We start from the raw sequence: 20,312 nt of genomic DNA, 5'->3' as shown, positions 1-20,312 counted from the left end.
GACGCCGCAGCGACCGGACCCCGAATCGAAGATCGAGGCACGTGGAGAACTCCTTGCTGGGAAGCGCGCTCACTCCGTGCCTCGTTGCTTCCGACGAGGGCGGCACGCACGGGAGACTCTATAGTCGACGACCGACTTCGTGGTCTCCATGATCGACGGTGCGCCGGTTACCCACCGGCAGGCCGGCATGTCACCAGCATCGGTTCCACGATGTGGACCGCTCCCGGCTCGGCTTCGCGGGAACGGACCCTCCGACCGAGCCGACGGCAGGCCCCAGGCGGGCTGTCGAGACTGGTCCTGAGGACGTATCGTGCAACTGCCGCCGCGCCGCAGATGTGATCGTCCGCCTGGGCCCGGCTGTCCCATCTACCTCCTCCGAGGGGATCCCCTTGCCTCGACACCAGCGCCGACGGCCGCTCGCCGCGACGATGGCACCGGTTCTCGCCACCGTTGCGGTGGCGTTCGCCGTCACCCCGACTCCGGCCACCGCCTCCACCGGCCTCAGCGCCAACCCCTTCGCGCCTACGGCCAGCAACGGCAGCAGTTCCATCACCTTCGCCGACGGTCGGGTCCTGACCAACTCCGCCGGAGAAAAGATCAACTACGCCTCCTGGTCTCCCGACGGCAGCCGCGCCGCCTTCGTCAACCAGAACGGCGCGATCCTCACCCTGCGCTACGACGATCCGGACGATGTCCACACGGCGGTCTGGCCCGAGACCGACACCCAACGCCGCGACCCGCAGTGGATCGGGCGCACCGATGAGCTGGTCTGGGCGGCCAAGCCGCTGGGCCGTCCCTGGCGGCTGGAGCACACCCGAAACCTGAACGGCATCGAGACCGACGCCATCAGCCCCGACGACGGCCGGAACTACACGAACCCGGACAGCGACAACGCCGGTACCGTCGTCGCCCAACGTCAGCAGAGTGACGGCAGCGGCAAGCCGGCAGGCGTCCCGGAGATCGGGGTGATCACCTCCCAGCGCTTCGAGGAGATCGCGACCAACGCCAGCAACCCGACCATCTCGCCCGACGGACGCAAGGTGGCGTTCGTCCGGGACGGCCACCTCTGGAACATCGACCTTCACAGCGGGCTCGAGAACCGCGTCACGCCGGACGGCGCCAGCTACGACAATCCCCACTTCGCGCCGGGCGGCGACTTCGTGATGGCCAACCAGCGCGTGGAGGGGTCCGCCAGCTCGTCCGTGGTGAGGGTCTACGCCATCGGGGGAATGCAGGACAAGGTCTACCCCCTCGACGGGCTCAGCGGCGTGCCGGCGTACCAGCCGCAACTCCTGGACCGCACGGTGCGGGTCGCCGGCCAGGACCGGTTCGGCACCGCGGTGGCCGCATCCCAGTCGCACTGGGGGAAGTACGACGACCCGGCCGACGTCCGACCGCGGGCCGGCGCCGTCGTGCTGTCGCGTTCCGACACGTACGCCGACGCGCTCGGCGGCTCCGCGCTCGCCGCGGCCAAGAAGGGGCCGCTGCTGCTGACCCCGCCCACCGCGCTCCAGCCGCAGACCGCCGACGAGATCCGCCGGGTGCTCCCGGACGGCGGCACCGTCTACCTGCTCGGCAGCGAGGGTGCGCTGTCCAACACCGTGCGCACCGCCGTCGAGCGTCTCGGCTTCAGGGTCGTCCGGCTGGCCGGCGCCGACCGCTTCGCCACCTCGATCGCGATCGCCAACGCCATCGACCCGACCCCGGAGGAGGTCCTCGTCGCGACCGGCATGAACTTCCCCGACGCGCTGGCCGCCGGGGCCGCGGCCGGATCGCGCAACCGGCCCGGCACCGACACTTCCGCTGTGGTGGTGCTGACCAACGACGAGAAGCTGTCATCGGACACCAAGGCCTACCTCGATGCCCGGGCCGCCGGGGGCAGCCAGCTCATCGCGGTCGGCAAGCAGGCAGCCGCTGCGGTCGACCCGTACCTGACAATCAACTTCGCCGGCCGGGACCGGTTCGAGACCGCCCTCTCCGTCAACGTGCAGTTCTTCGGCAGGGGCGGCACCGTCGGCTTGGCCACCGGGATGGACTGGCCGGACGCGCTCGCCGGCGGCGCCCTGATGGCGACCCTGAACGGCCCTCTCATGCTGACCGTCGGCACCCAGGACACGCTGCACCCGAAGGCGAAGGAGTACGCCGACCTGCTCAGCGGCGCGGTTGACACCGCCGTCGTCTTCGGCTCGGCGGGCGTGGTCAGCGAGCCGCAGGCGGTCGAGCTCGGCAGGTGGATCGGCGGCCCGATGGGCAGCTCGATGACCCTCAACGGGACCTACCTGAAGTAGCGGCATCCCGCGAACGATCGGAAGGGCCCGGCGAATTCGCCGGGCCCTTCCCTGTCTCTCGGGCTCCGGCCGACGGCGCGAAGGGCAGCGCGCTGGCGTTCACGGGGACGACGTGACCCACCGGCGAGTTCGACAATTGTCAATGAGCACGGACCACATGTCACTGCGAGGCAAGATAACGCCCGAACGCTTCCTGCCCGTCAGGGATGAAGCGCCGATGTTGGACGGCTTGCCGCAGCTCGCCCCTCGTCATCCAGCCAAACCAGGCCACCTCCTGGGGATCAGGATCCACGTCGCCGGTGATGACGGCCTCATGTAAGCCGAGCCAGTACGGGCCGACCTCACCTCGACACAGGAACTTGAACATGAAGCGCACCGCCACGTCGACACCCAGCTCCTCGGCCAGCTCCCGAGCAGCGGCCGCCTGATACGACTCACCGACATCCACGGCCCCGCCGAAGCTCACCTCGTAGTAGCCGGGGAATCTGGAAAGGCCCTCAGCGCGTCGATACACCAGAATCCGGCCCCGCTGATCCCGGCAAATGGTCGTCGCGATGCGGTGCAGCCAGCCGCGACGGACAGCCTCGCCTCGGTCCACCACTCCCAGGACCCGGTCCTGATCATCGACCCGCTCCACGAGCTCATGCACAACGCACACAATCCCAGATCCGGGTCGCAGCGCGGGCCGCAAGGAGTTCGGCTACCCGACGGCGATGGCGCCCCGGCACTACGTGCTGTGCGCCCAGGCACCGGCCGATCCGGCCGACCTGTCCGGCTGGCAGCGCCAACCCGTCCTGGCCGAGGGGGGCGGTCGGGAGGTCACGGCGGTCTCCGGCGGCGAGCCGGTGCGACGCATGATGGAGACGCCCGCCGATCCGGTCAATTGACAGACATCTATTATCGCGGTCAACTGGCGAGACCCGCATCCCCCGGCTCACCCAGGAGGGCCCTCTTGCGTACGCTCCTGACCCTCGCCGCGGCCGCCGTCTGCGCCGCCGGTGCACTGGCCGTCCCCGCAGCGGCGGCGCAGGCCGATCCGGCCGGCACCGCCCCGACCGGCGCGACCGTCCCGGCCGACGCCTGCGCCGGTACCGTCCAGATCCAGTCGCTCACCTTCAACCCGCCCCGGGTGGTTGCGGGCCAGGTCGTCAGGGCCACGGCCGTCGGGCAGAACTGCACCGCCCAACAGCAACAGGTCTCCACGGCGATCTACGGCCGGTTCGTCGGCTCCACCCCCGGCATCCCCACCGGCTGCCCGGCCCTCCCCTCGCTGCCCGGCTGGACGGTCACCGTCGATCCGGGCGCGACCTTCAGCTGGCAGGAGGGTTACCACGTGCCCTCCGGCTGTACGGCCACCGGTCTGCAGGTCACGGTCTGGGTAGAGGACGACGCCACCGGCGGCGAGCTCACCCAGACCGCCACGGTGCCGATCGACCCGCCGCCGGCGGCACCCTGCACCGTGAGCTACCGCACCGGGAGCGAGTGGCCGGGAGGCTTCACCGCCCAGATCACCATCAAGAACACCAGCACCGTGCCGGTCAACGGTTGGACGCTCGGCTTCACCTTCCCCGGTGACCAGCACATCGACCAGTCCTGGTCCGCCACCGCCCAACAGAGCGGTGCCACCGTCACGGCCCGGAACGCCAGCTACAACCCCCTGGTGGCGCCGGGCGCCTCGGTGGTCTTCGGCGTCCTGGGCACCTGGCAGGCCAGCGACGCGGTGCCGATCGCGTTCACGCTCAACAACGTCAGCTGCGCCGCCGGGTAGCCCGCGCACCGGACCGCCGCACATGAGTGGCTATGCGGGCGAGGCACCGCTCGCGTCGTGGGCGCCCCGGCGCCAGCCTGCGAGACATCATGGCCCGGATGGGCCACGAAAGTCCCCATGCGGCGCTGATCCATCAGCAGGCCAATCGGGAGGCCGACCAGGTCATCGCCGACGCGATCGACAAGGCCGTCAGGACGGCCCGACGCAAGCCGAGCAGGCGTCGGACGCGACCGCCCGCCGAGGACGACGGGACGGGCGCCGAGGCGGGCTGATGGCACAGCGCCCCGTTGCAGCCATCCAGAACGACGGAAGCCCTGAGCGGGACCATCGGTCCTGACCAGGGCTTCCGTGCGTGGAGCGGGTGACGGGAATCGAACCCGCACTGTCAGCTTGGGAAGCTGATGTTCTGCCATTGAACTACACCCGCAGGCGGCACCACTGTACCTGAGGCACCGGGCCGGTGCACCCAGGTACCCCCGCGCACCCGTCCCACCACCCGCCGAGGCTGGGAGATGACGGCAGGTCGCCTCCGCACCACCTGCAGACACGAAAAAGTCTCCGCGCGGCAACATGTGTCCGTTCTCAAATGCGTCGATGGGTTGTAACGTCTGCCACACGTTCCCAGCCACGGCGTGACACACCCCCTGCCGCGCCGCGAGAAAGAGGTGGGCCCATGGGACTCCGTCCCAACCTGCTGACCCGGCGTGCCGCCGGTGTCGCATCGACGACCCTCGCGCTGCTGCTGAGCACCGCTGCCGTGGGCGTCGTTCCGGCTGCTTCGGCCTTCTCCGCGGCGCCTGGTGGCGCCTGCGCGGAGCCGACCGACAGCCACGCCGACGCCCGGGTGAGGCCCGGCGCGGCGAGCACCCACGAGCCCAACGAGCTGACCGCGAAGCAGGTCCGCGAACGCGAGGCCGACCTCGCGACGGCGCTGCGCGAGCGCGCCAACTTCCGCGCAGGCGCCACGACGCTTGCCACCGTCACCATCCCGGTGGTGGTGCACGTGATCCAGCGGGACAGCACCCGGGCCGGCGGCAACATCCCGGACTCGCTGATCACCTCGCAGATCAGCGTGCTCAACCAGGCCTACGCGGGCGGGACCGGCGGCGCGGCCACCGCCTTCTCCTTCCGACTCGACAAGATCAACCGAGTGACGAACCCGTCCTGGTACCCGATCGTCGACGGCTCGTCAGCGGAGCGCTCGATGAAGTCGTCGCTGCGGGTGGGCGGCAAGAGCACCCTCAACATCTACCTCGGTGAGCTGAGCGACGACCTGCTGGGCTGGGCGACCTTCCCGCAGCGCAAGCTCAGCAGCATGGACGGCGTGGTCGTGCTCAACGAGTCCCTCCCGGGGGGCGCCGCCACCAACTACAACCAGGGCGACACCGGCACCCACGAGATCGGGCACTGGCTGAACCTCTACCACACGTTCCAGGGTGGCTGCGGCGGCTCGGGTGACAGCGTGGGTGACACCCCGGCCGAGGCGTCACCGGCCTACGAGTGCCCGACCGGGCGGAACACCTGCTCGGCGACCGGCCTGGACCCGATCACCAACTTCATGGACTACACCTACGACTCGTGCATGTACCAGTTCACCCCGGGGCAGGCGAGCCGCATGCTGACCGCGTGGAACGCGTACCGCGCGGCGTAGCTCTCCTCGCGTACACCCGGTGCCGGCTCCGTCGCGACGGAGCCGGCACCGGCGTTTTTACCGGACCGGGCCCGCGGTCAGGCGGCCGTGCACTGGACGTCACGGCTGCGTCGGGTCGGGCGCGTCTGCGGTACGGAGAGAGGCGCGGCCGGCGCCGGCGGGGATTGCGGATCCAGCCAGACCCGCACTGCCGGGCGGCCCGGAGTGACACCCGGAACGCCTGTGATGTGCTGCTCGCGACGGGTCAACATCGCCACGTCGACTGTGAACTCGAACAGCCGCCAGTCGACCTGCGGCTCGGCCCGGGCACTCTGCGCCAACCGGGCCACCCGGCCCGGGTCGGCGACCGGCCAGGCGTGGCCCGCCACGTACGCCTCGTCGTCGCTCTCCTCCGAAGGGAAGGAGTGCAGCGCGTAGCGGCCGTCCCGTTCGAGGTCACGACGCTTCGGCGAGTCGATGATGAAACAGAAGAGACCCTCGTCGGTGATGACCGGGGAGACCGGGTGGACCCGGGGCCCGCCGTCGGCGCGGACCGTGGCCAGATAGCCGAAGCCCGGCCCGTACTGCTGCAGGAGAACGCGGATCCCGTCGGCGAGGCGGGGCTCGTCGGCGGCGAATTCGGACCAGGAAGCCATGCGGGCATTCTATCGAACAAATGTACGAGGAGCGACCTCAACACGCTGGTCACCGCGGCCCTCGCTATGGTGGTCCGATGCTGCTCTCCGACCGTGACCTGGTCTCCGAGATCAAGACCGGCACGCTGGGCCTGGAGCCGTTCGAGCCCACCCTGGTCCAACCGTCCAGCATCGACGTCCGACTCGACCGACTGTTCCGGGTCTTCAACAATCATCTCTACACCCACATCGACCCGGCCATGCAGCAGGACGACCTGACCTCGGTGGTCGAGGTGCCCGACGGCGAGCCGTTCGTGCTGCATCCGGGGGAGTTCGTGCTCGCCTCGACACTGGAGGTGATCTCGCTCGGCGACCAGCTCGCCGGCCGGCTGGAGGGGAAGAGCTCACTGGGCCGCCTCGGCCTGCTCACCCACTCCACCGCGGGGTTCATCGACCCGGGCTTCTCCGGCCACGTGACGCTGGAGCTGTCCAACGTGGCGAACCTGCCGATCACCCTCTGGCCGGGCATGAAGATCGGCCAGCTCTGCATCTTCCGGCTCTCCTCGCCGGCCGAGCACCCGTACGGCTCGGTGGTCTACGGCTCGCGGTACCAGGGTCAGCGAGGGCCGACGCCGAGCCGCTCCTGGCAGAACTGGCGTGCCTGGCCGACGCGCTAGGAGACGACGAGGGCCCGCCGCGATGAGATCGCGACGGGCCCTGCTGCGTCCGGCGTCGGTCAGCCGGGACGGCCGTAGCTGTGGATCGGCCCGTCGTCGACCTTCTTCATCTTGACGGGCTGACCGGCCTGGGAGGCGTGCACCACCCAGCCGCCGCCGACGTACATGCCGACGTGGTGGATGTCGCTGTAGTAGAAGACCAGGTCACCGGCGCGCAGATCGCCCCTGCTGACGTTCTTGGTCACCCGGCTCTGCGCTGCGGCGTTGTGCGGCAGCGACACGCCGGCCTTCGCCCACGCGGCGAGCATCAGCCCGGAACAGTCGTACGAGTTCGGACCCTCGGCACCCCACACGTACGGCTTGCCGATCTGGGCGCACGCGAACTTGACAGCCGTGCCCGCGGCGCCGCCGGGGTAGCTGGCCGGGCAGGGCGCCGGACGCAGCGAACCGCCGCCGCCGTTGCCGTACACCTTGAGGCGCAGCTTCTGCAGCCTGTCGATCTCGTCGTTGATCTGCTTCTTCTTCGCCGCCAACTGCGCTTCGGTCCGGGTCAGCTGGACCACCATCTCGTCGAGCGGCGCCTTCTGCCGGGCCAGCTCGTCGCGGAGGTCGGCGACCTGCCGGACGTCCTCCTGCTGGTTGTGGGCGAACCGGTCGAGCATCTCGAGCTGCCCGACCACCTCGCTGGGCGACCGACTGCCGAGCATCGTGTTGACAGTCGACAGGTTCTCGCCCATGTACGCCCGCACGGCCAGCGCGCTGACCTTGGTCATCGCGGCGTCGACCTGGCGTTCCAGGGGCGTGATGCGAGCGGCGAGCGTGTCGGCCTGCTTGCGCTTCACGGCCAGGTCCGCGCGGGTGGCGTTGTGCCGTTCGATGACCGGTTCGAGCTTGTTCCAGTCGGCGTCGATCTGGCGCTCGATCTCGGCGACGGACGGGTCCGCGTGCGCCGCCGTGGCGCTGCCGGTCAGGACGACGGCGACGCCGACCAGGGCGGCAAGGGCGGTGGTGAAGCGGGACCAGCGTGGACGCGGCATGGTCGACGTCGGGTTGGCCGAGGCCGACCGTTCGGACGACGGCCGCGGGGCATGGAGGGCCACCGGGGTTCCGTACTCCTTCTTCCTGACCGCCTACCGGGTTAGCTGACGGGTTCGGGCGGGAAGTTGGCGCCCTACCGCATTGGCTGCGGATTCACCCCGGGGGAACCTGGGTCCCCGGCTCGCTCGCAAGCGACTCGGCGGTGTCGGTCCGTTACCGCCCGGCTGGGCAGACCTGCTACCGGGCCGACAAATGACCAGAGTAGAGACGGCCGTTACCGATCCGCAACCCGTACGGCCGTGACACTCCGTACCGATTGGAGGGGATCACCGAGAGTAAATGAAAGTTTCTTTCTGCACGCTTTGATAGATAGAAAGGTATTGACGCGGACTCCCGGCCGGCGCGAAGGTGACCAGACCGATACCAGCAATCTAGGGGGTTCGATGGAAAGTCCAACCCTGTCCGCCGGCCGGCGCGCGCTGCTCGTCGTCGCGGTGGTCACCGCAACGACAGCCGTACCGCTGAGCGCCGGTCCCGCCTCCGCAGCGCCGGCCGCCGACCGTCAACAGCAGTACGCCGCGGCGTCGACCGAGTACGGGGTGCCGGCCGCCGTACTGCTCGGCGTCTCCTACCTGGAGTCCCGCTGGGACAGCAACGCCGGCACCCCGAGCACCAGCGGCGGCTACGGGCCCATGCACCTGACCGACGCCCGCCACGTGGCCGCCCTACCCGCGCGCGGCCACCACGACGCCGGCACCGAGGATCCGCGCGGCGACGATTCCCGTGCCGTCCGGGCACCCGCACCGGCCACGGATCCCGCGCCGCCCAGCGCCGCGTTGCAGACCGTCGACGTCGCCGCCGCGCTGACCGGCGCCGCCCCCGAGGCGCTGCGCACCGACGCCACGACCAACATCCGGGGAGGGGCGGCGCTGCTGGCCGCGTACCAACGGGAGGTGGGCGCCCCGGTCGGCGCCGGCACCGACCCGGCCACCTGGTACGGCGCGGTGGCCCGCTACGCCGGCGCGGACAGCGCCGACGCCGCGGCGGCCTTCGCCGACGAGGTCTTCACCACCATCGGCGCGGGCGAGACCCGCGTGACCGACGACGGCCAGCGGGTCACGCTGCCGGCCCGCGCGGTACGACCCGAGCGTTCCTGGCTGGACCGGCTGGGCCTGCGACGACTCGCCCGCCCGGACGGCCTGGAATGCCCCCGGACCGTGTCCTGTGAGTGGATCCCCGCCCCCTACGAGGCGTTCGGCGACGGCGACTACGGCAACCACGACCTCTCCGACCGGCCCGCCCGGCAGAAGATCGAGTACATAGTCATCCACGACACCGAGGCGAGTTGGGCGACCACCCTGCAACTCGTCCAGGACCCGACGTACGTGAGCTGGCACTACTCGCTGCGCTCGGTGGACGGGCACATCGCCCAGCACGTCAAGACCAAGGACGTCGCCTGGCACGCCGGCAACTGGTACGTCAACGCGAAGTCGATCGGGCTGGAGCACGAGGGCTTCGCCGCGCAGGGCACCTGGTACACCGAGGCGATGTACCGGACCTCGTCGAAGCTCGTCCGGCACCTGGCGCTGCGGTACGGCATCCCGCTGGACCGCCAGCACATCATCGGCCACGACAACGTGCCCGGCACCATCGCCTCGACAGTGCGTGGGATGCACTGGGACCCGGGCCCCTACTGGGACTGGACGCACTACTTCGACCTGCTGCACGCGCCGCGCCTGGACACCGGCACCCCGGCCACCGGGCTGGTCCGGATCGACCCCGACTACGCGACCAACCAACCGGCGTTCACCGGATGCGTCACCCCAGGAACGCCGTGCGCGCCGCGCGGCTCCTCGTCGGTGGTGCTGCACACCGCGCCGTCCGAGGACGCGCCGCTGGTGAACGACATCGCGCTGCGCCCGGACGGCACCCCGAACACGATGGACGTGTCGGACCACGGCGCCCGGGCCTCCGCCGGCCAGACGTACGCCCTGGCCGGGCGGCAGGGCGACTGGACGGCCATCTGGTACCTCGGGCAACGGGCCTGGTTCCACAACCCGGCGTCCGCGCCGACCGCCACCTGGACCGTCGGCGTGGTGGCCACCCCGAAGGCCGGCCGGGCCACCATCCCGGTGTACGGGCGGGCGTACCCGGAGCAGGCGGCCTACCCGGCAGGCGTTCCCTACCAGGCGATCTCGCCGCTGCAGTACACGCTGGCCGCCGGGCAGCGCTACGCCGTCGGCGCGGTGCTGGGCGGCGAGTACTACCGGGCCAGCACGTTCGACGGCTCCTCGCCCGGCGACTGGACGGTGATCCGGGGCAAGAACCGGTACGCGCAGATCCAGTTCGGCCACCGCATCATGTACGTCGACCTCGCCGACGTGCAGTTGCTGCCGTCCCCGGTGGGCGCGCCCCGCTGAGAGACGCCTCGCTGAGAGACACCTCGCTGAGAGACGACGACGGCCCCCGGTCGCTGTGACCGGGGGCCGTCGTGGTGCGCGAGGTGGATCAGCCGGGTCTGCGGAACCCGGCGACGGGCATGGTGTTGATGCTGGACACCTGCACCGGTTTGCCGGCACGTGGCGCGTGCACCATCTGGTTGTTGCCCAGATACAGCCCCACATGACTCAGGCCGGAGAAGAAGAAGACCAGGTCACCGGGACGGGCGTCGGCGCGCGAGACGGCCTTGCCCTCGTTCCACTGGTCACCCGTGTGGTGGGTGAGGTAGATCCCGGCCGACTTGTAGGCGTACTGGGTCAGCCCCGAGCAGTCGAACGAGTTCGGGCCGACGGCGCCCCAGACGTACGGATCGCCTACCTGCTGGCACGCGGTCTTGATCGCCTTCTGGGCGGCCACGGCGAGCACACCGTTGATGGTCGGACAGCCGACGGTCTTGACAGTGGTCTTGGGCATCGACGCCTCGAGCTTCTTGATCTCGGCGTCGATCTGCTTCTTCTTGGCCGCCAGCTCGTTCTGCTGCTTCGTCTGCGTGGTGATCAGCGCGTCCAGCTTCTGCTTCTCGCGGTCGTACTTGGCCCGCACGGCCAGGACGCCCGCGACCTGCTTGCGCTCCTGCGCGGCCAGCCGGTCGAGGAGGGTGAGCTGCTCGGTGAGCGTGTCCGGCTTGGCGCTGACCAGCAGCGCGCCGATCTCCTGCGACGGGCCCGACATGTAGTAGCGGGAGGCGAGGTCACCGACCCGGCTGAGCGCCAGTTCGCTCTGCAGTGCCAGCGGCTCGATCTTCTTCTGCAACGCGGACGACTTGCTCCGGTTGACCTTCAGCTGCGCCCGCACCTTGTTGTACTGCTCGATCGTGGGCTCCAACTGCTCCCACTTCTTGTCGATCTGGGCCTCGATCTCGTCGACCGTGGGCTCGGCCTGCGCCGGCACGGCGAGCATTCCGGCACCTACCGCGGCGGCGGCGACCAGTACGAGCAGACGGTGGGCGACCCGGCGCAGACCGCCCGGCCGAGCGGACAGTCCCGGGGCGTGACGATGAGGGGGCATGGTTGCCACCGGCACCGACTCCTTTGCAACCGACCGCCGGGCGCCTCGCGTGAGGGAAGGGCCGAGGCAGACGACCCACAGCGGTCGGTGCCCCACATTAGGGAAGCGCCGCACCGGAATCAAGGCGAGCCGAGTCACCATCACTGTGGCGCAACCGCTTGCACACCAAGGGTGCTGGTTGATTAGCCAACGATTGCGGTCAATACATCATCGAGCGTGACCACACCGAGCGGACGCCGACCATCGCTGACCAGCACCATGTGTCGCCGTTCCCGGCGCATCGCCAGCAGCAGATCGGCAAGCGTACGTTCCGGCGGCACCACCGCCAGCGGCCGGTAAACCTGCGCCGGCACCGGTGCCCGGCGACCCTGCCCGGCGTAACCGAGCACGTCCTTGACGTGCACGAAGCCCAGGACGCGCCGGGTGGACCGCTGCACCACCGGGAACCGGGACCGGCCCGTCCTGGTCGCCAGCACCTCCAGCGACGCCGGCGAGACGTCCTCGGCAACCGTGACCACCGTCGACCACGGCTGCAACGCGTCCGCCGCGGTCCGGGTGTGCAGGGCCAGGGCCCCGGTGATCCGGGCGTGCTCCTCTGCGTCGAGCAGCCCTTCGGTACGCGCCTGCGACACCAGCCCGGCCAACTCCTCGGCGGTGAACACCGTCTTCACGGCCTCGGTCGCCTCGATCCGCCAGAACGCCAGCACCCGACGCGCCGCCCACTTCATGGCCAGCAGCAGCGGCTTGGTAGCCACGCAGAACGCCAGCATGGCCGGGCCCAGCCAGAGGGCGGAGACCTCCGGACCGGCAAGCGTGATGTTCTTCGGCACCATCTCGCCGACCACCGTGTGCAGGAAGACGACGACGCCGAGCGCGAGCACGAACGCCACCGGGTGCACCGCACGCTCGGGCAGGCCGACGGCGTGGAACGGCGACTCCAGCAGATGAGCCAGCGCCGGCTCGGCGATCGCGCCGAGGCCCAGCGAGCAGACCGTGATGCCGAGCTGCGCGCCGGCGATCATCAGCGGGATCTGGTTCATCGCCGACAGCGCCCAGCGGGCCCGCTTCGAGCCGGCCGCCAGCGGCTCGATCACGGTCCGCCGGGACGCGATCAGCGCGAACTCACTGCCCACGAAGAACCCGTTGCCGAGCAGCAGCAGCACGGTCACCAGCAGCTCAGTCATCGGTGTCCGGCTCCGCCGGGCGCAACACCCGGACCTGCTCGATCCGGTGCCGCTCCACCTCGACCACCGTGAACTCCCAGCCGTCCGCGTCGACCGTCTCGCCGGCCAGCGGAATGTGCCCGAGCCGCGCCAGCAGGAACCCGGCCAACGTCTCGTACGGCCCCTCGGGCAGCCGGAAGCCGGTCTGCTCGGCCAACTCGTCGGAGCGCAGCACCCCGTCGACGAGCACCGTACGCTCCCCGCCCGGCACGGTCAGCTCGATCGGCCCGGCGTCGTCCACACTGGCCGGATCGAACTCGTCGGCGATCTCTCCGACCAACTCCTCGACGAGGTCCTCGATCGTCACCACGCCGTCCGTGCCGCCGTACTCGTCGACCACGATGGCCAGGTCCGCCCCGGCCGCCTTCAACGCCGCCAGCACGCCGTCCAGATCCAGGCTCTCCGGCACGTACACCGGCTCCCGGGCCACCGAGGCGACCACTGTCGACGCCCGCGCCGCCAACGGCACGCCCAGCGCGTCCGGCACGCCTGCCACACCGGTGACCAGGTCCAGGGTCTCCTCGTACACCGGGAAGCGGGTCCGGCCGGTCCGCCGCGACTCTTCGAGCAGCTCGGCCACCGTGGCGGTGGAGCGCAGCGCGACCACGTCGACCCGCGGAGTCATCGCCTCGGCCGCCCGTTTGTCGCCGAAGCGGATGGTGCGACGCAGCAGCATCGCCGTGTCGCTGGGCAGCGCGCCCGCACGGGCCGAGATGGCCGCCAGCAGGCCCAGCTCCTCCGGTGAGCGGGCGCTGGCCAGCTCCTCCTGCGGCTCCACGCCGAGCGCCCGGACCAGCCGGTTCGCCGAGCCGTTCAGGCCCCGGATCACCCAGCCGAACGTCCGGGAGAAGGTGTGCATCGGCCCGGCGGTGGCCAGCGCGGCGGGCATCGGCTGGGCCAGCGCCGCGTTCTTGGGCACCAGCTCACCGAACAGCATGGAGATGAGTGTGGCCAGGGCCAGCGCCAGGAAAGGGGTGAACCGCTCGGTGTTCTCCCCGGCCAACGGGCGCAGCAGCGGGGTGAAGATCCGGGCCAGGGCCGGCTCGGCCAGGTAGCCGGTGAGCAGCGCGGTGATGGTGATCCCGAGCTGCGCCCCGGAGAGCTGGAAGGACAGCTCCCGCAGCGCGGTGCGGACCTTCAGGGCGGCTTCGTCGCCGGCGGCGGCCCGACGGTCGATCTCCGCCCGGTCGACCGTGACCAGGGCGAACTCGGCCGCGACGAAGAACGCGTTGCCGGCGGTCAGCGCAACGAAGCCGACCAGTGGCAGCAGCGTGGTCAAGAGCAGGCCGTCGATATCGCCTCACCTCGGCGCGATTGTGCCACGCCGGGTCCGCGAGGGCCGGGGCGGTCGGGCACGGCGGCGGCACCCCGTGGGCGCCGCCGCCGTCCGATGATTTTCGGGGTACGCCTCAGCCGGCGACCGGCGCGGACTCCTTGTCCCCCCGCGGCTGATCCGGCTTCACCGAGCGGAGCAGCACGCTCGCCACGTCGATCACCTCGACCTGCTCGCCGGCGCCCTTGCCGTTGACCCCGTCGTTGAGCATCGTCGAGCAGAACGGGCAGCCGACGGCGACCGTCTTCGCCCCGGTGGCCATGGCCTCCTCGACCCGGTCCACGTTGATCCGCTTGCCGATCTTCTCCTCCATCCACATCCGGGCGCCGCCGGCGCCGCAGCAGAAGGAGCGCTCGCTGTTGCGCGGCATCTCGGTGATCTCGCCCTCGATGGCGTCGCCGAGGACCTCACGAGGGGCGGCGAAGACCCGGTTGTGCCGGCCCAGGTAGCAGGGGTCGTGGTACGTCACGCCACCGTCGACGGGCTGCACCGGCGTCAGCTTGCCGGTGGACACCAGGTGGGCCAGCAGCTGCGTGTGGTGGACGACCTCGAACTCGCCGCCAAGCTGGCCGTACTCGTTGCCCAGCGTGTTGAAGCAGTGCGGGCAGGTTGCCACGATCTTGCGCTTGGCCTTCTCCCGGCCCTCGAACGCCTCGTTCAGCGTCTCCACGTTCTGCTGGGCGAGCATCTGGAAGACGAACTCGTTGCCGATCCGTCGCGCCGGGTCACCGGAGCAGGTCTCGCCCTCGCCCAGGATCGCGAAGCTCACCCCGGCCTCGTTGAGCAGGGTGGCCACCGCACGGGTGGTCTTCTTGGCCCGATCCTCGAACGCGCCGGCGCAGCCGACCCAGAACAGGTACTCGAAGTCGTCGACCTCACCCACCCGGGGCACCTCGAAGTCCAGGCCCTTGGTCCAGTCCTCGCGGGTGTTCTGCGGGGCGCCCCACGGGTTGCCCTTGTTCTCCAGGTTGCGCAGCATCACGCCGGCCTCGGAGGGGAAGCTCGACTCGATCAGCACCTGGTAGCGCCGCATGTCGACGATGTGGTCGACGTGCTCGATGTCCACCGGGCACTGCTCGACGCAGGCGCCGCAGGTGGTGCAGGACCAGAGCACGTCCGGGTCGATGACGCCGCCCTCCTCGGCCGTCCCGATCAGCGGCTTGTCACCCTCGGCGAGAGACAGCACGTCCAGGTGCGCGAGCTGCGCCTGGGTGGCCTTCTCCTCGCCGGTGAGGTCCTTGCCGCCGCCGGCCAGCAGGTAGGGGGCCTTGGCGTACGCGTGGTCGCGCAGGCTCAGCACGAGCAGCTTGGGCGACAGCGGCTTGCCGGTGTTCCAGGCGGGGCACTGCGACTGGCAGCGACCGCACTCGGTGCAGGTGCTGAAGTCCAGCAGGCCCTTCCAGGTGAACTGCTCGACCTGGGCGACACCGAACTGATCCTTCTCCGGGTCGGCCTCCTCGAAGTCGAGCGGCTTGCCCTGGCTCGTCATCGGCCGCAGGGGGCCCAGACCGGAGCCGGCCGGCTTCTCCGGGTCACGCTTGAAGAAGATGTTGGGAAACGCCAGGAAGCGGTGCCAGGCGACGCCCATTGTGACGTTCAGCGAGATGACGATCAGCCAGGTCATCGAAATGATGATCTTGATGGCGGCGGCGACGCTCACCCCGTCCGCCCAGTCCGGCAGCACCGCGCCGACGGCGTGGCTGACCGGAGTGGCCCAGAACGGGAACTCGAAGTGGTCCGTGGCGACCTTGAAGCCGCGGATCACGAACCCGAAGATCAGGACCAGCAGCACGATCCACTCGACGAAGTAGCCCTGCCACATCGTCGAGCCGGTGAACCGGGACCGGCCGCCGGGCCGGGTCGGCCGGTTGCGGAGCCGGATCGCCATCAACACCAGGATGCCGACCAGGCCCAACACCCCGATGATCTCGGTGACCAGGCCGAAGATCGTCCAGTGCCCGATGATCGGCAACCCGCCGTCGGTGGTCGCCACCTCGAAGTACGCCTCGAGCACCAGCAGTGACAGCACGATGAAGCCGACCATCACGAACCAGTGGGCGGCGCCCACCACGCCCCACTTGAGCATCCGGGTGTGGCCGGCGGTCTCCACCAGCATCTTCCTGGTGCGGGCGCCCTTGTCGGCGAACCGCTCCGGAGCGGGTTGCCCCAGCCGGATGACGGCCGTCATCTTCACGACCGCGCGCACCGCCAGCCACACCGCCACGGCGGTGATGCCGGCCGCGAGGATCGTGGTGACGATCTGGACGCTGCCCATCGAGTTGGCCTCCCCGGTCTGCTGCCTGTCGAGCGGTTCAGCAACCGGGGCCGGGGCAGGGCGGAGCCAGCGTCGCACCGCTGCCACACCTGCGACCGGACCGGTCGATGACCTCGCTCCGCTCGGTCATGCAGTGCAGCCTACGCGCAAGGTTACCCAGCAGTAACGTGAGTCATCTCGCAGTAGGCCACGCTGCCTGCGGACACCATAGGGTGCCCGGCCCGGTCCTGCCGGGCAGGGGCGTGGTGGGTGACCTGGATCCTTCGGTGTGGGGGCGCCGGCCCACAGGTGTGACGGCGCCCGGACCAGGCTCAGCGCCAGCGGGAGAGCAGCACCAGCGACGCGACCATCGCGCCGAAGCCGACCGCCAGGTTCCAGTACTGCCACGAGGCGACCGGGTACTCCTGCTCGGAGAGGTAGTAGACGACCAGCCAGCCGATGCCCGCGACGATCAGGGCAACCGCGGTGATCGGTAACCACACCGGGCTAGGCTTGCGCGACGCCGCCGTCGTCGTCGGACGGACGTCCGTCGGCGGGGTGTACACCTTCTTCTTGCGGACCTGAGACTTGGGCACGGCGCTCTCCAGAGGGGGTGACGACCTCGTCCGGCCTGACAACCGGACGCGGAGGCGACGGTTCATGGCCAATAATGTTCGACAGCTAGCGTAGTCCCGAACGGCCGCCTGGACCACGAATGGGGTCAGGCAGGTACATGGAGTGACCGAAAAGGGCGGGACTGTTCGCATCACCGGCCCGGCCGGCACGCGCCAGTCCCCGACACGCGGAAGGAACGCTCGGTGGAGTACACATCCGGCGCCGCCTCCTGGCAGAAGGTCCTCCGACGGGCCGTCGCCGGACTGCTGCCCCGGCGGCCGCGCCAACGCCGACCAGGCTGGTCGATCGGGGTGCCCCTGATCGCCGCCGCGGCGGGGTTGCTCTTCACCACCACCGCGACCACGGCGGGCGGCACCGCTCTACGCGAGGACCGGCGGCCCCAGCTCAATCAGCTCATCGAGGAGCGCCAGCAGCAGGTCGCCGCGAGCGAGGGCCGCGCTGCCACCCTCCGCGACGAGGTCGAAAGACGCACCAACACACTTGCCGACTCGGACGCCCCGATCAAGGCCCAGCAGGCCCGCGCCCAGGGCAGCCTGAAGGCAGCCGGGTTCACCGCCGTCACCGGCACGGCCGTGACCGTCGAACTGAACGACGCGCCCCAGCACGACGACGAGGCCCACTCCGACGCCACCAACGACGACCTGGTCGTACACCAGGGCGACGTGCAGGCGGTGGTCAACGCACTGTGGGCGGGTGGGGCGCAGGCCATGTCAATCATGAACGTCCGTGTGCTCGCAACCAGCGCGGTACGCTGCGTCGGTAACACCCTGCTGCTCCATGGTCGGGTGTACTCCCCACCGTTCAAGATCGTAGCAATCGGCGATCCCGCTGCCCTCCAGCAGGCCCTCGCCAGCTCTGAGGGAGTCCGGTTGTTCAAGGACGCAGTCGACGACTACCAACTCGGCTACAAGGAGTCCGTCTCCACCGTGACCGTCCCGGCCTTCGAGGACTCGACCGCGCTGCGCTCGGCGACGGTGCCCCGGTGAGCGGCCCGGACGAGAGCCGCGACGGGCGGCACCGGGACCAGGCCGACGAACCGACCGCCTTCCTGCCCAAGGTCGATCGACCCGAGCCGACCCCGCAGCGACCCGAGCCGACCCCGGGCCGACCCGAGCCGACCCCGCAAGGCCCCGGACCGACCTCGCAGCGGCCCGAGCCGGCCCCGCAGCGGCCCGAGCCGACACCGGGTCGGCCCCCGACCGGCAACTGGCCTGAGCCCGTGCTGCCCAGTCGGCCACGGGCGACGCGTCCGGCGGCAGCTCCCGAGCCGCCGAGGGCCGCCGACCCGCCCCCGGCCGACCGCTCTGCCCCGTCGCAGGTGGGTCGTCCCGGCCCTGGCGCGCGCACCGATCACCCTGCCCCGCCCAGCGCCGGCCGGCCCGACCCGCAGCGCGCTCCACAGCACCCGAGCCCGGCAGCTCCACAGCACCCGAGCCCGGCAGCTCCACAGCACCCGAGCCTGGCGGCGCCGCCGCCCTGGCCCGGCGCCGCAGTGGCCGGCTCGGCTCCGCACGGCGGGTCCGGCCAGCCCTCCGCCGTCGCTCCTGGCCGACCGACGACGCCCCCCTCGCAGGGGCCGGTCCGGCCGGCCGCCCCAGGCAACGACCCCAGGCGCGTTCCGGCTCCCGACGCAGCACCGACCCGCCCGGCGACCGCCAGCGGCCCGCCCAGCGGCCCGACCGGGCCCGGCGGCGCTCCGGGCACCCCTGCACGACCGACGGCTCCCGGCGGCTCCACCCGGCCCGCAGCGTCCGGCGCCTCGACCATCCCCGGCACCTCGACCCCGGCCGGCGCCTCGACTACCCCTGGCGCCTCGACCCCGTTCGGCGCCTCGACTACCCCCCGCGCCTCGACCCCGTCCGGCGCCTCGACTACCCCCCGCGCCTCGACCCCGTCCGGCGCCTTGACTACCCCCCGCGCCTCGACCCCGTCCGGCGCCTCGACTACCCCCCGCGCCTCGACCCCGTCCGGCGCCTCGACTACCCCCCGCGCCTCGACCCCGGCCGGCGGCGATGCCCCGACCGCGTTCATACCGAAGGTTGGTGGGGCCGCACGCCCGGCCAGCGCGTCGGGCATCCCGGTCTCGCCAGCCGGTCCGGGCCGGCCGGACGACCCGAATGCCACCGCGCTCATCCCCGCCGTACCGTCCGGGCCGGCACCCCGGCCTCCGGCCATGGACTCCACGGCGCTGATGGGCGCCGTTCCCCGTACGGCAACGCCTGACGAGCCGCGCGGCGCGGACGACAACGCCGCCGAGCCTCCCCGACCCCGCCGGGGCGAGCGGGTGGTCCAGCTTCGGCCGCACCAGACCGGCGAGGGCTACAAGAGCGTCTACTCGGAACTCACCCGCCCGTCATTCGGCTCCCGGCTGCGCGCCGGCGTCCGGGTCACCGGCGAGGTGCTGATCACCTTCGGCCTGGTCGTGCTGCTCTTCGCCGGCTACGAGGTCTGGGGCAAGTCGGCCATCGTCGACGCCCACCAGAACGACCTCAACAGCCAACTCGCCCAGGAGTGGGGCGGCGCGACCGACCCCACGGTCGCCCCGGCGGCCACGCCGAGCGCCAAGCCGTCCCCGGCGGTGCACGGCAAGCCGATCGCGGGCCTCTACATCCCCAAGCTCGACAAGAACTGGGTGGTGGTCGAGGGCGTCACCCAGAACGACATCCGGTACGCCCCGGGTCACTACCCGACCAGCGTGCTGCCCGGACAGGTCGGCAACTTCTCCGTCGCCGGCCACCGCAACCGGGCGACCTTCTGGCGGCTGGACGAGCTGAACGACGGCGACGTGATCGTGGTCGAAAGCAAGACCGACTGGTTCGTCTACCGGGTGTCGCAGACCCGGATCGTCAAGCCGACACAGGTCGAGGTGGTGGCCCCGGTGCCCGGCGAACCGGACAAGAGGCCCACGAAGCGGATGCTGACGCTCACCACCTGCAACCCCAAGTGGGACAACTACCAGCGCCTGATCATCCACGCCGAGTTGGACCACACGCAGTCCAAATCAGCGGGCCGCCCGATCGAGCTGGGAAACTGATCCGATGTACGCGTTCATCTGGCGCAAGCTCCCATTCGGCCTGGCCGGCAAGCTGGCCGGCTCGGTGCTGCTCGCGGCCGCCACGGTGGCCCTGCTCTGGTACGTGGCCTTCCCGTGGGCCGAGCCCCTGCTGCCGTTCGACGACGTGCAGGTCACCCAGGACTCCGGCGTTCCCGGCGACCCGGGCGGCGGGGACGCGGTGACCGGGGAGACGCCGGCCGGCGACGAGCACGACCTGCCGTACAACACCGACCAGAACAACACCCCGCCGCCCTCCCCGAGCAGGTGA

At 70.8% G+C, this 20,312-nt stretch carries 17 protein-coding genes, 1 tRNA gene, 1 pseudogene and 1 riboswitch; of the genes and pseudogenes, 10 read left to right on the top strand and 9 right to left on the bottom strand.

Annotated elements, in window-relative coordinates; all coding sequences use genetic code 11:
• The first annotated feature begins 389 nt into the window (after positions 1–389).
• Complete coding sequence (locus AB0K10_RS07720; RefSeq protein WP_363680985.1) at positions 390–2,288, top strand: cell wall-binding repeat-containing protein; 1,899 nt, start codon at positions 390–392, stop codon at positions 2,286–2,288.
• Positions 2,289–2,448: 160 nt separating this feature from the next.
• Here AB0K10_RS07720 and AB0K10_RS07715 read toward each other — a convergent pair whose 3' ends face one another.
• Positions 2,449–2,937 (bottom strand): NUDIX domain-containing protein, encoded by a 489-nt coding sequence (locus AB0K10_RS07715; protein WP_363680983.1) that lies wholly within the window; start codon positions 2,935–2,937, stop codon positions 2,449–2,451.
• A 64-nt stretch (positions 2,938–3,001) separates the two neighbouring features.
• Here AB0K10_RS07715 and AB0K10_RS07710 point away from each other — a divergent pair, with 64 nt between their 5' ends.
• The 3 genes from AB0K10_RS07710 (at position 3,002) to AB0K10_RS07700 (ending at position 4,328) form a co-directional block, all read left to right on the top strand.
• On the top strand, positions 3,002–3,175 hold the full coding sequence (locus tag AB0K10_RS07710; RefSeq protein ID WP_363680981.1) for a hypothetical protein: 174 nt from the start codon (positions 3,002–3,004) through the stop codon (positions 3,173–3,175).
• A gap of 65 nt (positions 3,176–3,240) precedes the next feature.
• Positions 3,241–4,056, top strand: a complete 816-nt coding sequence (locus AB0K10_RS07705) for a cellulose-binding domain-containing protein (RefSeq protein ID WP_363680979.1) — start codon at positions 3,241–3,243, stop codon at positions 4,054–4,056.
• A 98-nt stretch (positions 4,057–4,154) separates the two neighbouring features.
• A complete protein-coding gene (locus AB0K10_RS07700) occupies positions 4,155–4,328 on the top strand; it encodes a hypothetical protein (RefSeq protein ID WP_363680977.1) in 174 nt (57 codons plus the stop codon).
• Positions 4,329–4,409: 81 nt separating this feature from the next.
• Here the strand turns inward: AB0K10_RS07700 and AB0K10_RS07695 are convergent.
• A tRNA-Gly gene (locus AB0K10_RS07695) sits at positions 4,410–4,483 on the bottom strand.
• Between the two features lie 246 nt (positions 4,484–4,729).
• Here AB0K10_RS07695 and AB0K10_RS07690 point away from each other — a divergent pair.
• Entirely contained in the window at positions 4,730–5,707 is a 978-nt protein-coding gene (locus AB0K10_RS07690; RefSeq protein WP_363680976.1) for a zinc metalloprotease, read from the top strand.
• Between the two features lie 77 nt (positions 5,708–5,784).
• Here the strand turns inward: AB0K10_RS07690 and AB0K10_RS07685 are convergent, their stop codons facing one another.
• Positions 5,785–6,342 carry a pyridoxamine 5'-phosphate oxidase family protein gene (locus AB0K10_RS07685; protein WP_363680974.1) on the bottom strand — a complete coding sequence of 186 codons (558 nt, stop codon included), beginning with the start codon at positions 6,340–6,342 and terminating at the stop codon, positions 5,785–5,787.
• Positions 6,343–6,419: 77 nt separating this feature from the next.
• Here AB0K10_RS07685 and dcd point away from each other — a divergent pair, with 77 nt between their 5' ends.
• Complete coding sequence (gene dcd / locus AB0K10_RS07680) at positions 6,420–6,998, top strand: dCTP deaminase (RefSeq protein WP_363680972.1); 579 nt, start codon at positions 6,420–6,422, stop codon at positions 6,996–6,998.
• Positions 6,999–7,057: 59 nt separating this feature from the next.
• Here dcd and AB0K10_RS07675 read toward each other — a convergent pair whose 3' ends face one another.
• Entirely contained in the window at positions 7,058–8,035 is a 978-nt protein-coding gene (locus tag AB0K10_RS07675; protein ID WP_363680970.1) for an NlpC/P60 family protein, read from the bottom strand.
• Positions 8,036–8,111: 76 nt separating this feature from the next.
• A riboswitch (cyclic di-AMP (ydaO/yuaA leader) is annotated at positions 8,112–8,248 on the bottom strand.
• A gap of 231 nt (positions 8,249–8,479) precedes the next feature.
• Between AB0K10_RS07675 and AB0K10_RS07670 the strand changes: the two genes are divergently transcribed.
• Positions 8,480–10,456: a peptidoglycan recognition family protein gene (locus AB0K10_RS07670; protein ID WP_363680968.1), complete on the top strand. Its 1,977-nt coding sequence runs from the start codon at positions 8,480–8,482 to the stop codon at positions 10,454–10,456.
• A gap of 88 nt (positions 10,457–10,544) precedes the next feature.
• Here the strand turns inward: AB0K10_RS07670 and AB0K10_RS07665 are convergent, their stop codons facing one another.
• The 5 genes from AB0K10_RS07665 to AB0K10_RS07645 all read right to left on the bottom strand — a co-directional run bounded on the left by AB0K10_RS07665 (position 10,545) and on the right by AB0K10_RS07645 (position 16,949).
• Positions 10,545–11,558 (bottom strand): NlpC/P60 family protein, encoded by a 1,014-nt coding sequence (locus AB0K10_RS07665; protein WP_363680966.1) that lies wholly within the window; start codon positions 11,556–11,558, stop codon positions 10,545–10,547.
• Between the two features lie 167 nt (positions 11,559–11,725).
• Positions 11,726–12,727 (bottom strand): hemolysin family protein, encoded by a 1,002-nt coding sequence (locus tag AB0K10_RS07660; RefSeq protein WP_363680964.1) that lies wholly within the window; start codon positions 12,725–12,727, stop codon positions 11,726–11,728.
• Positions 12,720–14,045, bottom strand: coding sequence for a hemolysin family protein (locus tag AB0K10_RS07655; RefSeq protein ID WP_363680962.1), 1,326 nt, complete (start codon positions 14,043–14,045; stop codon positions 12,720–12,722). The genes AB0K10_RS07660 and AB0K10_RS07655 overlap by 8 nt, the downstream gene beginning before the upstream one ends.
• Positions 14,046–14,175: 130 nt before the next feature.
• The gene (locus AB0K10_RS07650) at positions 14,176–16,374 is read right to left on the bottom strand and encodes a (Fe-S)-binding protein (RefSeq protein WP_363680960.1); all 2,199 of its coding nucleotides are present in this window, start codon (positions 16,372–16,374) and stop codon (positions 14,176–14,178) included.
• A 311-nt stretch (positions 16,375–16,685) separates the two neighbouring features.
• Positions 16,686–16,949: a cell division protein CrgA gene (locus AB0K10_RS07645; RefSeq protein ID WP_007454145.1), complete on the bottom strand. Its 264-nt coding sequence runs from the start codon at positions 16,947–16,949 to the stop codon at positions 16,686–16,688.
• A 222-nt stretch (positions 16,950–17,171) separates the two neighbouring features.
• Between AB0K10_RS07645 and AB0K10_RS07640 the strand changes: the two genes are divergently transcribed.
• From AB0K10_RS07640 to AB0K10_RS07630, 3 genes and pseudogenes are all read left to right on the top strand, one after another.
• On the top strand, positions 17,172–17,975 hold the full coding sequence (locus tag AB0K10_RS07640; RefSeq protein WP_363680952.1) for a DUF881 domain-containing protein: 804 nt from the start codon (positions 17,172–17,174) through the stop codon (positions 17,973–17,975).
• 953 nt (positions 17,976–18,928) lie between these two features.
• Positions 18,929–20,023: pseudogene (locus AB0K10_RS07635) on the top strand (class E sortase); the annotation flags it as partial.
• 4 nt (positions 20,024–20,027) lie between these two features.
• Entirely contained in the window at positions 20,028–20,312 is a 285-nt protein-coding gene (locus AB0K10_RS07630; protein WP_363680950.1) for a hypothetical protein, read from the top strand.

The sequence above is a fragment of the Micromonospora sp. NPDC049274 genome (assembly GCF_040678875.1).
In the GTDB taxonomy this organism is placed as follows: Bacteria; Actinomycetota; Actinomycetes; order Mycobacteriales; family Micromonosporaceae; genus Micromonospora.
Note: the sequence above shows the minus strand (reverse complement) of the source record. Positions and strands in the feature narration are given on the sequence as shown.

What these genes read in the sequence shown, in the direction of transcription:
- AB0K10_RS07710 (WP_363680981.1), top strand. Translation starts at nt 3,002, where the DNA reads ATGGCGCCCCGGCACTACGTGCTGTGCGCCCAGGCACCGGCCGATCCG.
- AB0K10_RS07700 (WP_363680977.1), top strand. Translation starts at nt 4,155, where the DNA reads ATGGGCCACGAAAGTCCCCATGCGGCGCTGATCCATCAGCAGGCCAAT.
- AB0K10_RS07690 (WP_363680976.1), top strand. Translation starts at nt 4,730, where the DNA reads ATGGGACTCCGTCCCAACCTGCTGACCCGGCGTGCCGCCGGTGTCGCA.
- AB0K10_RS07685 (WP_363680974.1), bottom strand. Translation starts at nt 6,342, where the DNA reads ATGGCTTCCTGGTCCGAATTCGCCGCCGACGAGCCCCGCCTCGCCGAC.
- dcd (WP_363680972.1), top strand. Translation starts at nt 6,420, where the DNA reads ATGCTGCTCTCCGACCGTGACCTGGTCTCCGAGATCAAGACCGGCACG.
- AB0K10_RS07675 (WP_363680970.1), bottom strand. Translation starts at nt 8,035, where the DNA reads ATGCCGCGTCCACGCTGGTCCCGCTTCACCACCGCCCTTGCCGCCCTG.
- AB0K10_RS07670 (WP_363680968.1), top strand. Translation starts at nt 8,480, where the DNA reads ATGGAAAGTCCAACCCTGTCCGCCGGCCGGCGCGCGCTGCTCGTCGTC.
- AB0K10_RS07660 (WP_363680964.1), bottom strand. Translation starts at nt 12,727, where the DNA reads ATGACTGAGCTGCTGGTGACCGTGCTGCTGCTGCTCGGCAACGGGTTC.
- AB0K10_RS07650 (WP_363680960.1), bottom strand. Translation starts at nt 16,374, where the DNA reads ATGGGCAGCGTCCAGATCGTCACCACGATCCTCGCGGCCGGCATCACC.
- AB0K10_RS07630 (WP_363680950.1), top strand. Translation starts at nt 20,028, where the DNA reads ATGTACGCGTTCATCTGGCGCAAGCTCCCATTCGGCCTGGCCGGCAAG.